Source organism: Veillonella sp. VA142 (genome assembly GCF_003992135.1).
GTDB lineage: Bacteria > Bacillota > Negativicutes > Veillonellales > Veillonellaceae > F0422.
Genome location: NZ_RQVN01000020.1, coordinates 19,810 through 31,108, shown reverse-complemented (window position 1 = coordinate 31,108; position 11,299 = coordinate 19,810). Strand labels below are relative to the sequence as shown.

Genomic DNA, 11,299 nt, shown 5'->3' with positions numbered 1-11,299 from the left:
TCTGTATATATAGATTGTACTATGCATTGACAAATTCATTTGTGTTTATACTATGACAATATCATATGTCGTTCATACACGGCCCTTGACAATGGTTATAGCCCTTTGACTTTTTCAATTTCATAAGGTATAATAAACGAGCACAATTTGTGCAAAGTTATATTAATCTATGAGGTGATAATCACATGGCAACGAGAAGAGAAGCACGATTTAAGTTATGCCGTCGCTTCGGTGTGAACGTTTTCGGTCACGCGAAGGCTTTAAAACGTGTAAAAAAAGACCAACGTCAAAAGAAAATGTCTGAATATGGTCTTCAACTATTAGAAAAACAAAAAGTTAAAGCATACTACAACTTGCTAGAACGCCAGTTCGTACGCTATTACGATAAAGCGAAAAAAATGCACGGTGTTACAGGCCAAAACATGTTGAAATTGTTGGAATGCCGTTTGGACAACCTTGTATATCGCATTGGCTTCGGTAACTCCATTCGTCAAGCTCGTCAAATGGTAAACCACGGCCACATCCTTGTTAACGGCAAACGCGTTGACATCCCTTCTTACCAATGTAAACCAGGTGATGTAATCGAGCTTCGTGAAGCTAGCCGTGACAACGAAATGTTCAAAGTGAACTTCCAAGAACTTCGTTCTTTTGAACTTCCTTACATCGAAAAAAATCTTGACGCTTTCCAAGGCACATTAACTCGCCTTCCTGAGCGTGAAGAACTTCCTATCGAAGTAAACGAGACACTCATCGTCGAATTGTACTCCAAATAATAGGATACTACAGCAACCAGTCTTCGGATTGGTTGCTTTTTTTATGCCCTAGTAGTTGAAATTATTGTGGGTAGTTTATATAATGAAAGTACATATCATTTATTATGTAGTAAGCGAGGTGCGATTATGAAAAAACTGTTTCTTCTACTAGTGATTTTTTCGCTCGTTACAACATCAGCATTTGCCGTTTCATTAGATGAGTTGAGAAATTCACCTGAAAGATATAAACTAGTCCAAGCTAATTCATTAGGTGAAGAGTATATCGATATTAATTCAATAAGTGTAATGAGATATAATCCGCCTTACTATACTATTAACGCAACCACTTATATTGTTGCTTATGACAAAACTGTAATAATGCAACTTGATAACATTTTCTTTTATAATTACAATCAATCTGTAAATTCTTTAGTAAAAAAATTTATTACACCTGAAGAAGTAACCGCTCGTATAAAAAAAGACACAGGTATAAAATCCCAAATTAAAGGTGCTGCAGTTTTCAATTATGATGGAAGTATCCAAGAAACTTATCACCAATATAATTTATCTAACTCAATGTACATCCCTTTAAAAACCGATATCTTCTTACCTTCGTACATGTCAGCATTATATAGTTTTTACAAATCTTACAACATGTATTTTAATCCACCTTCTAAAGGTCAGTTATTTTAAAGGTAACCACTATGTCACAAATTCTCTTATCAATATTTTACTTCATTCTAGCTGGCATTGCCGAAATCGGCGGTGGCTATTTAGTATGGCTTTATCTGAAAGATGACAAAAGCCCATGGTATATGCTCGCTGGAGCTATTACTCTCATCATTTATGGTATTATTCCTACCTTACAAGAAGCGCCCTTCGGTAAAGTATACGCCGCCTACGGTGGTATCTTCATCGCCCTTTCTATTTTATGGGGCTATTATGTGGACGGCATTACTCCTGATCGGTACGATATCATTGGCGGTATCGTCTCCATTATTGGGGTACTGATTATTATGTACTATCCTCGGTAATATATGTATATACAATCAACCCTAATTCGTTATAATCATTACCTCACAATGTATCCCTTTATTGATATATTTATTACGAATACATTCAACACATCCTATATATAAATATGCAAAAATCTCTAGTCAAAGCCGTGCCTCATGCACTCGCTCAAACTAGAGATTTTTTATTAGTATCAGAAACTATACTTTCTACAGTTCATCAAAGCTGTCTATAATTCTAACTACATTCTATTAAATTTTTTCACCATAGAAAATGAGTTCTTCGTCTTTCACAAGAGCATAGGAACGTGTACCCAATCCCATGCGATCCGCACGAAGTAAGATGGCTTGCCATTCGCTATGAGGAGAAATATCTTTGAAATAATCCCATGTGCGTTTTTCCACTGTGCTCAACACGCCGTTTTCTACTGGTGTTGCTTGAGTAATAATATCGCCCAACGCCTCATCCATAGCTACCATGTCATAGGATACAACAATACCTAAGTTGCCTACGATTTCATTGGTCGCACCAGCCTCTTTCAGCTTGTCTTGGTTCACATAATCAGCCACGATATCCATCGCCACCCCTACATGGAATCGTTGACGATTTCTAGTAGCAGCTGCTGCATATTCCGCCACTGCTTTATGATGCTCTGTCCCTGTTAACGCCACCAATTCACGACGGCCTTCTAAGCTGGCAGAATACCATCCTGTGTTGTTCACAGCGCCAGAAAATCCGCTGTACTCATTCGCTTTAATATGATTTACGGAAATAACCACATCGCTAGTCGCAATGCGTTCATCGATATAGGCTACTTTCACAGATTCACCATCAGGAATGATGACCTTACGAGAATTGTTGCTAGGCTCATCTACATAGACCACCGTGCCCCCTTCGGACTCAATGCGGTCTTTCATGTAAGCCACTACTGTTTCATAGGCCTCATAGTCACTATGTAAATCATTGCGAAGTAATGCCACTTTTTTCCCAGCACAACCAATTTCATCAAAACCGATTTTTCGCAATAAAAAATCTAATCGTTTATGGATTAATTCTTGATTAACCTCTTGTAAAGGGGAGTAATATACTTCCATATCATGCCTCCTACAACTACGTTATTTTGTAAAAAAGGGCTGCATCTACTGACACAGCCCTTACTTTGGCGGAGAGAGGGGGATTTGAACCCCCGCGCCAGTTTCCTAACCTACCGCATTTCGAGTGCGGACTCTTCAGCCACTTGAGTACCTCTCCGTATACGACGGCGTTCTTTGAAAAAATCTTTCATAATTTGACTGCATTCGTCTTGCAACACCCCTGCCAACACCTGTGGCTCGTGGTTTAGATTTGGATGTGAAAGTACATTGAACAAAGATTCTACCGCACCGCCCTTATAATCGCTACTGCCATAGACAACGCGATCGATGCGACTGTTAATAATAGCACCAGCACACATAGGGCACGGCTCTATCGTAACATAAAGCGTGCAACCGGTCAACCGCCACCTTTCAAGCATAGCATTCGCTTCACGGATGACTAGGACCTCTGCATGGGCCGTCGCATCATGGTCAATCTCACGACGATTGTGATGACGGCTGATAATCTTGCCTTCATGCACTAGGACGGCACCAATAGGGATCTCCCCCATATCATAGGCCTTACGTGCTTCTACCAAAGCTTCACGCATATACTTTTCATCAGTCATACAATCACTTCCTTTCCCATTACCGCTACACAATAGAATACTATACACGTATACGATTCTACTACATCAACGCATGCTCTTTGGCAATCTTCCTTACTTCTTCTAATGTAAAGTTAGTAACCTCTGCAATCATTTCTAAGGATAATTGCTTACGTAACATCTGAATAACAACTTCACTTTTACCTTGAGCAAGACCTTCTGCAATGCCCTCAGCCACGCCCTCTTTCCAATATTTATAATGATCCATGGATAACATCGAGTATTCCTCCTTCCACGCTTCACAATGCTTGACCTCATGTACAGCATCATCAATATCTCGCAACAACTCATCCGTTGCTTCCTGTCCATCAATGTAGTCTAAAAACGCTTGCAACGGGTTTGATACATCATTTTGTGTTCCCTTTGTACTCAAAAATAATTTTGCGGCACCATCGTTTAAAGCAATGCCATGGTCTTCGATACAAACGTTTTTGAAGGTATACTTATGACGATTGCCCGTAAACACTGGGAATGTACAAATAAAAATAATATACGAATCATTCAGTGTCGTATATTTTTTGCCTTTTTGAATGTGATACATATCTAAAATACTTTGATAAAACCGCGTCCGTTTCACCAATTCTTCCATGTCCTTACTAGTTTGCATTTCAATATTGAATACGGTTCCTTTATCATCATTCACAAACACATCAAGACGTACACTTTTAGTATCCCACCGTACATCCAGATTTTTCTCTTCATGGATATATACGATGTCCTTAATTGAAATGTCTAACAACCGTTCTAATACAGCCTTGCAAATGTGTTTTTTTAACATCACCTTCTGAAAGATAAAATTATCTTGGAATGTTAGTTCATCAAATGACTTAATGTACATGGAATTCCTTCCTTTCTTAAATTATACCATACAGGTCTATCCAGTGATAGCACCGCCTTGCCAACTAGTGAAAGTATTCCATATAAAAATAATTAAACCCTTTTTTACACTCCTAACAGTCAACATTTACTGTTGAGTAGATAAAAAATACAAAAGAGAACCAAAAAGCGGTTTGCTAAATTGGCTCTCTTTTAATTTATCTATTAAACTATATCCTCGCAATGGTTAGACATACACTAAAGCTATTTTATCTTACAAGGATTTTCACCCTCAATATATGATATAATAAAAAACACATGTAAACATTTTCGATGACTTCACTGAGGTGACAATCTTATGGAACAACGAGCTTTTAGTAAAATCAATGTAGGCCTAGCTATCACGGGCAAACGTGATGATGGGTACCACGATATAGATACCATTTTTCAATCTATTTTCTTAGGGGATTCCCTCTATTTCGCACGCCACCATTCCGTGGTGTTCTCTGGCGATGCGCCTGAACTGCCTTATTATATGGCACAATTAATCCCCTATACAGAAAGCAATATTGCTATGAAAGCGCTTCGTATGGTGCAAGACTATACGGGCTGTACCCAAGGGGCTGCCATTCATTTGTTAAAACGAGTTCCCCCTTGTGCTGGTATGGGCGGTGGCAGTGGTGACGGTGCCGCTATGCTACTAGGTCTTAACAAATTTTGGGATCTTCGCTTAACCGATGAGGAACTATTGACCATGGCAACTAAACTCGGTTCTGACGTACCTTTCTTACTGAAAGGTGGTACTGCCCGTGGCACTGGTCGAGGAGAACAATTAGAAGTCTTACCAACTAGTAGCGCTCAATGGCTACTAATCGTAAAACCAGAAGTGAGCATTTCCACAGTAGAAGCTTACGGAAGATTCCCGGGGACTTCTCGTGTTACTTCAAATACGATGGATACTGTTACCACACATATGAATGCCAAAGACTTTCGTCAGGCTTTCATGGCGAGTGATAATACCTTTGAAGAATTAATCTTCCCTATCCATCCAGAGCTTGTAGCCTGTAAACAATTCTTCTTAGGCCGTGGATTCCCTACCATCATGACTGGTAGCGGTCCTACTATGGTGGTTCTATTGGAAAAAGCACTGGATGCCATTCGATTACAAGAAGAAATCAAACAAGCTGGTCATAACTGGCTTTCACTAATTACGAAAACACATGATGAGGAGGCTCTGCGATGAATACACCACGTTTACAACCTATTCGTTTAGATGCATATAAACCACTTCGTGAAATTGTTAGCGATGCCTTGCGCCAAGCCATTCGTGATGGTATTTTACCGCCGGGCGAACGACTGATGGAAATTCCCCTCGCAGAAGAGCTAGGTGTCAGTCGTACACCGATACGAGAAGCCATTCGTATTTTAGAGCAAGAAGGGCTCATTGTCATGATTCCACGACGAGGTACCTATGTGGCGGATATGAGTTTAAAAGATGTAACAGAAGTATTTGAACTTCGCTCAATCTTAGAAGAACTAGCCGCAGAACTAGCAGCAGAGCGTATTACCAACGAAGAAATTGAAGCCTTAGAACAACATCTTGTAGAAATCGGCAACTACATGAATGAAAAAAATCTCGATAAAGTCGTACAGGCCGATATTCTATTCCACGAAATTCTGTATAAAGCATCTCGTAATGATCGCCTTGTTGAAATGATTCACAATCTACGGGAGCAAACTTTGCGTTTCCGTACCTTGTCTATGAGCCAAACAGGTCGTCTTGCAAAAACGTGGGACGAACATCGTCAACTGGTGGAGGCTATTTCTGATAGAGATGTAGACCGAGCTCGCCATATTGCTCGTATCCATATGGAAGAATCTGAAAAAACATTACTTGCTGGTATGCAGCTCAAAGGACATGAGGAATAATTACATACTCTATAGAAAGGCCCCTATGGAGCCTTTTCTATTTCTTTATATATACATGTAATCATATTAGCATGGCATCTACACAAAAAAGGAATGGTTCTGAAGCATCAGTTCCATTCCTTTTTATATTCTTATTCAACCATGGCATAGCTAATATCTGTCTACGATATGACTTATTTCCCACTCATATATTTCGCTTTAAATGCTGCCAATTGCGCTTCTTCTAATGCCATACCTTCCCCTTGGAAGTGAGCAATACTTTGTTGCATTTCTTCGTAGGCTGTTGGCACGATTTTAGTAAAGCGGTCTTTATACAACACCCAATTTTCTAACATATGACGACCTTGTTTCGAGTTCGTATGCAATACATGTTGTTGTACTAACTCATGGATTCGTGCTAAATCACTTTCACTTGGTTTACGAAGTTCCACAAGTCCAGTATTACAATAGCGTCCATCTAGATCAAGCACGTACGCATAGCCACCAGACATGCCAGCGCCAAAGTTACGACCCACACGGCCAAGGACAAGAACTTCACCACCGGTCATGTATTCACAACCGTGGTCGCCCACGCCTTCTACAACGGCTGTGATACCGCTGTTACGAACGCAGAACCGTTCCCCAGCCACACCATTGATATAGGCAGCACCGGAAGTAGCCCCATAGAATGCTACATTGCCGATTAAGATGTTTTCATGCGCTTCATACGTAGCTGCTTTTGGTGGGTATGCAATGATAGTACCACCAGATAAGCCTTTACCAAGGTAATCGTTCGCATCCCCTTCCAGTTCTAAGGTCATACCATTCGGGATAAAAGCACCAAAACTTTGACCTGCAGAGCCAACGAAGTTCAATTTAATTGTATTATCCGGCAAGCCTGCTTCGCCGTAACGACGAACCACCTCACCTCCAACCAAGGTGCCTACTACACGATTCACATTATTGATGGCCAATTTCGCACGAATTGGCTTTTGTTCATCCAAAGCTGGACGGCACATACGAAGTAATTTTTTCACATCCAACGTACGGTCCAATTCATGGTCTTGGTCGATGCTGTGTAAATGACCTACAGAGGCATCTGTATATGGTTTGAACAAGATTCGTTTTAAGTCAACACGAGACAATTTGAAATTATCGTCTTGGGAACGTTGGCGTACCAAATCGATACGGCCTACTAATTCACGCACGCTGCGGATCCCTAAACGAGCCATGATTTCACGCAACTCTTGGGCGATAAACTTCATCAAATTTTCCACATATTCTGGTTTACCTGTAAATTTAGCACGCAATTTTTCATCTTGTGTTGCCACGCCATACGGACATGTATTCATGTGGCAAACCCGCGCCATACGACAGCCTACTGCCACTAATGGCAAGGTACCAAATCCAAACAATTCCGCCCCTAACAAGGCTGCGATAGCTACATCATAACCAGTCATGAGCTTACTATCTACTTCCAATTGTACACGGTCACGCAAACGATTTAACATCAAGGTTTGATGTGTTTCTGAAAGTCCCAATTCCCATGGTACACCCGCATGTTTCACAGATGTACGACCGGCCGCACCAGTACCTCCATCATAGCCAGAGATGAGGATGCTGTCTGCTTTCGCTTTGGCTACCCCTGCAGCAATAGTACCTACTCCAGCTTCGGATGTCAATTTTACAGAAATCGCTGCACTTGGGTTAACACATTTCAAATCATAAATCAATTCGGCCAAATCTTCGATAGAGTAAATATCATGATGTGGTGGAGGGGATACGAGCTCTACCCCTGGCGTAGAGTGACGAGCTTTACCAATCTCTGGATATACCTTTTTGCCTGGCAATTGTCCACCTTCACCTGGTTTCGCCCCTTGCGCACATTTGATTTGCAATTCTTTGGCATGTACCAAGTAATTTGTAGTCACCCCAAAACGACCAGATGCAATTTGTTTTACCTCACTATTACGATTATCTCCATTGGCGTCGAGAACAAATCGACTTGTATCTTCGCCGCCTTCCCCGGAGTTCGACGTGGATCCCAATCGGTTCATAGCAATTGCAATCGTCTCATGAGCCTCTTTACTGATCGCACCATAGCTCATAGCACCCGCTTTGAAGCGTTTTACAATGTCTTCCACTGGTTCCACTTCTTCCACAGGAATACCGCCACCTACTGGGAAGTTTAATTCCATCAAGCTACGCAAGGTTACGTGATAATCCTCGCGAATCATTTTGGAGTATTCTTTGTACGTATTGTAATCCCCTTCGATTAAGGAGGTTTGTAATAACTTAATTGTGTCTGGGTTAAACAGATGCTCTTCCCCATCTTTCATCGGACCATACCAACCACCCGGTTCAAGGACTTTCACATCCTCTTTGAAAGCTCGTTGGAATCGTTCCAATGTTTCATGGGCTACACCACCTAAACCGATGCCGCCAATGCGTGTTGGTGTATTAGGGAAATAGGTACTAATAAAGTTTGTATTCAAGCCCAATGCCTCAAAGATTTGTGCTCCATGGTAACTGCGTACAGTGGAGATACCCATTTTCGACATGACTTTCATAATACCAGATACAGCGGCTTTAATATAATTGGCTTCTGCTTCTTCTGGGGTAAGGTCTCCCAATCGATTTGTGGCTTGTAACTCACGAACTGTTGCTAATGCTACATACGGGTTAATCGCTGTTACACCATAGCCTAACAATGTACAGAAATGATGTACTTCACGAGGTTCCCCGGATTCTAAGATTAAGCCCATTTCTGTGCGCAACACGGTGTTAATTAAGTGATTGTGCACTGCTGCCACTGCCAATAACGCAGGGATTGGCGCATGGTGTTCATCCACACCACGGTCAGACAAGATCAACACGTTTTGGTCTGTGCGAGCTGCTTCCTCTGCATCTTTACACAAACGGTCTAAGGCTTCTTTCATACCTTCCGCACCTTTGGCAGGATCAAACAAGATGGACAAGGTCACAGATTTCATGCGACGGCAGTCCAATTGTTTAATACTTGCCAATTCTTGGTTCGTCATAATAGGCGTCCGCATGGATACAGCGTAGGTGCCCACTTTGTTAGGATCTGTTAAATTACCGCTATTGCCTAGCATCACTCGTGTGGAAGTTACCATTTCTTCACGGATAGCATCGATTGGTGGATTTGTCACCTGTGCAAATAGTTGTTTGAAATAGGAGTACAACATTTGCGGTTTGTCCGACAAGATTGCTAGCGGTGCATCAGCCCCCATAGAACCAACTGGATCTTTTCCGTCTTTCGCCATCGGGATAATCATACGCACCAAATCTTCTTGGGTATAACCGAATACTTGTTGTTGCATGAACAAGTTCCCTACCTCTGGGATGCTATCTTCCGTAGCTTGTTGAATCTCCGACAAGTGGATCACATGTTCTTTCACCCACTCATGGTACGGCAATTCTGTAGCTACTCGTTGTTTAATTTCTTCATCAGAAATAATACGGCCTTCTTCTGTGTCGATTAAGAGCATTTTACCTGGCTCTAAACGACCTTTGGCACGAATCATATCGTCTGCTTCGTTCACTACGCCTACTTCCGACGCCATAATCACACGATCGTCAGCAGTCACATAATAGCGTGCAGGGCGCAAGCCATTTCTATCTAAGACACCACCAATAACAGTACCGTCTGTAAAGCCCATGGCAGCCGGTCCATCCCATGGTTCCATCATAAAACTATTGAACTCATAGAAGTCATGTTTTTCTTGGCTCATCAAAGTATTGCGTTCCCATGGTTCTGGAATCATCATCATGATAGCATGCGGCAAGCTACGGCCTGTCATATGCAAGAACTCAAGGGTATTGTCAAACATAGCGGAGTCAGACCCTGTATCATCAACCACAGGGAACACCTTTTTAATATCTGGGAACAAAGGAGACTCTGCTTTTCCTTCGCGAGCATTGATCCAGTTCACGTTACCACGGATAGTGTTAATTTCCCCATTATGTACTAAATAACGGTTAGGATGGGCCCGTGCCCAGCTTGGAAATGTATTCGTGCTAAAACGAGAATGAACCATCGCCAAGGCAGAGGTGAAATCTAAATCATTCAAATCTAGGTAAAAGTTTCGTAATTGCACTGGCGTCAACATACCTTTATAAACGATTGTTTTAGAAGACAAAGAGGCAATGTAGAAATCGCTACTCATTTCTTTACTCAATGGGACGATGCGTTTTTCTGCAACTTTACGAATCATATATAATTTGCGTTCAAACTCTGCTTGGTTTGTCACATCTGGACCTTTACCAATGAGGATTTGGATCATCCAAGGGCGAATCAAGGCCGCCTCATGACCAACTGCTGTAGAATCTACCGGCACCTCACGCCAGCCCAATACGATTTGTCCTTCTTCACGGACTACCTCTTCTAGGATGCGTTTTTGCTCATTTCGCAATGTTTCGTACTTATGAGCAAACACCATACCCACACCATAGTCCCCTGCAGGTGGTAAATGGATACCCAACACTTCGCACTCGCGGCGGAAAAAGTCATGTGGAATTTGCACTAAGATGCCCGCTCCATCGCCAGTATCCTTATCGGCGCCAGCACCACCACGGTGCTCCAAACGCTCAAGAATACGCAAGCCATCATCGATAATATCGTGGGATTTTTTACCTTTAATATTGACTACAAAACCCATACCGCACGCATCTTTTTCAAATTGGGAGCTATATAAACCATTCGCTTCCAAATGGCGCTGCTCCTCCTGCTGTTTTGCAATAGTACTCATTTCCATCATAACCCTCTCCTCCTGTAGGCTCTCTATCACTACACTAGCGTACTTAACACTAGGTATACATATGCTGAAAGTTCTAATTCTATAGAATATAGAACTGTATACTATACTAGCAAAAATTATAGCATTTTTCAATACATATCCATCATGTATACATGTATTCTTAACAATTTCATCCCATTCAACGCATCTCATAAACCCAAACCGCTGTAGATGACCTGCCTCTATACTACATATATGTTTACTATTACAAGAAAACGCACAGCTACCCTAGGGTAACCATGCGTTTA

At 41.6% G+C, this 11,299-nt stretch carries 9 protein-coding genes and 1 tRNA gene; 5 read left to right on the top strand and 5 right to left on the bottom strand.

The genetic code is table 11. The annotated features are described in order from the left end of the window. The first annotated feature begins 185 nt into the window (after nucleotides 1-185). The 3 genes from rpsD to EO117_RS07495 all read left to right on the top strand — a co-directional run bounded on the left by rpsD (nucleotide 186) and on the right by EO117_RS07495 (nucleotide 1,786). Nucleotides 186-773, top strand: a complete 588-nt coding sequence (rpsD, locus tag EO117_RS07505; RefSeq protein ID WP_126939854.1) for a 30S ribosomal protein S4 — start codon at nucleotides 186-188, stop codon at nucleotides 771-773. A gap of 126 nt (nucleotides 774-899) precedes the next feature. Then, the gene (locus tag EO117_RS07500) at nucleotides 900-1,445 is read left to right on the top strand and encodes a hypothetical protein (RefSeq protein WP_126939853.1); all 546 of its coding nucleotides are present in this window, start codon (nucleotides 900-902) and stop codon (nucleotides 1,443-1,445) included. A gap of 20 nt (nucleotides 1,446-1,465) precedes the next feature. Further along, nucleotides 1,466-1,786 (top strand): YnfA family protein, encoded by a 321-nt coding sequence (locus tag EO117_RS07495; RefSeq protein ID WP_197413469.1) that lies wholly within the window; start codon nucleotides 1,466-1,468, stop codon nucleotides 1,784-1,786. Between the two features lie 231 nt (nucleotides 1,787-2,017). Here EO117_RS07495 and EO117_RS07490 read toward each other — a convergent pair whose 3' ends face one another. From EO117_RS07490 to EO117_RS07475, 4 genes are all read right to left on the bottom strand, one after another. Continuing rightward, nucleotides 2,018-2,860: a DUF362 domain-containing protein gene (locus EO117_RS07490; protein ID WP_126939852.1), complete on the bottom strand. Its 843-nt coding sequence runs from the start codon at nucleotides 2,858-2,860 to the stop codon at nucleotides 2,018-2,020. Between the two features lie 66 nt (nucleotides 2,861-2,926). Beyond that, nucleotides 2,927-3,017: transfer RNA gene (locus EO117_RS07485), tRNA-Ser, on the bottom strand. Further along, the gene (gene tadA, locus EO117_RS07480; RefSeq protein ID WP_126939857.1) at nucleotides 2,971-3,468 is read right to left on the bottom strand and encodes a tRNA adenosine(34) deaminase TadA; all 498 of its coding nucleotides are present in this window, start codon (nucleotides 3,466-3,468) and stop codon (nucleotides 2,971-2,973) included. Before tadA ends, EO117_RS07485 begins: the two co-directional genes overlap by 47 nt. Nucleotides 3,469-3,529: 61 nt before the next feature. Then, entirely contained in the window at nucleotides 3,530-4,345 is an 816-nt protein-coding gene (locus EO117_RS07475) for an Rpn family recombination-promoting nuclease/putative transposase (RefSeq protein ID WP_126939851.1), read from the bottom strand. A gap of 336 nt (nucleotides 4,346-4,681) precedes the next feature. On the opposite strand from EO117_RS07475, the gene ispE reads away from it, so the two are divergent. Both ispE and EO117_RS07465 read left to right on the top strand, forming a co-directional pair. Further along, on the top strand, nucleotides 4,682-5,566 hold the full coding sequence (ispE, locus tag EO117_RS07470; protein ID WP_126939850.1) for a 4-(cytidine 5'-diphospho)-2-C-methyl-D-erythritol kinase: 885 nt from the start codon (nucleotides 4,682-4,684) through the stop codon (nucleotides 5,564-5,566). Further along, a complete protein-coding gene (locus EO117_RS07465; RefSeq protein WP_126939849.1) occupies nucleotides 5,563-6,252 on the top strand; it encodes a GntR family transcriptional regulator in 690 nt (229 codons plus the stop codon). Before ispE ends, EO117_RS07465 begins: the two co-directional genes overlap by 4 nt. 173 nt (nucleotides 6,253-6,425) lie before the next feature. Here EO117_RS07465 and gltB read toward each other — a convergent pair whose 3' ends face one another. Further along, on the bottom strand, nucleotides 6,426-11,012 hold the full coding sequence (gene gltB / locus EO117_RS07460; protein WP_371413095.1) for a glutamate synthase large subunit: 4,587 nt from the start codon (nucleotides 11,010-11,012) through the stop codon (nucleotides 6,426-6,428). Between the last annotated feature and the right edge of the window lie 287 nt (nucleotides 11,013-11,299).

Coding starts and splice junctions, on each gene's coding strand:
- rpsD (WP_126939854.1), top strand. CDS start 186: ATGGCAACGAGAAGAGAAGCACGATTTAAGTTATGCCGTCGCTTCGGT.
- tadA (WP_126939857.1), bottom strand. CDS start 3,468: ATGACTGATGAAAAGTATATGCGTGAAGCTTTGGTAGAAGCACGTAAG.
- ispE (WP_126939850.1), top strand. CDS start 4,682: ATGGAACAACGAGCTTTTAGTAAAATCAATGTAGGCCTAGCTATCACG.
- EO117_RS07490 (WP_126939852.1), bottom strand. CDS start 2,860: ATGGAAGTATATTACTCCCCTTTACAAGAGGTTAATCAAGAATTAATC.
- EO117_RS07465 (WP_126939849.1), top strand. CDS start 5,563: ATGAATACACCACGTTTACAACCTATTCGTTTAGATGCATATAAACCA.
- EO117_RS07475 (WP_126939851.1), bottom strand. CDS start 4,345: ATGTACATTAAGTCATTTGATGAACTAACATTCCAAGATAATTTTATC.
- gltB (WP_371413095.1), bottom strand. CDS start 11,012: ATGATGGAAATGAGTACTATTGCAAAACAGCAGGAGGAGCAGCGCCAT.
- EO117_RS07500 (WP_126939853.1), top strand. CDS start 900: ATGAAAAAACTGTTTCTTCTACTAGTGATTTTTTCGCTCGTTACAACA.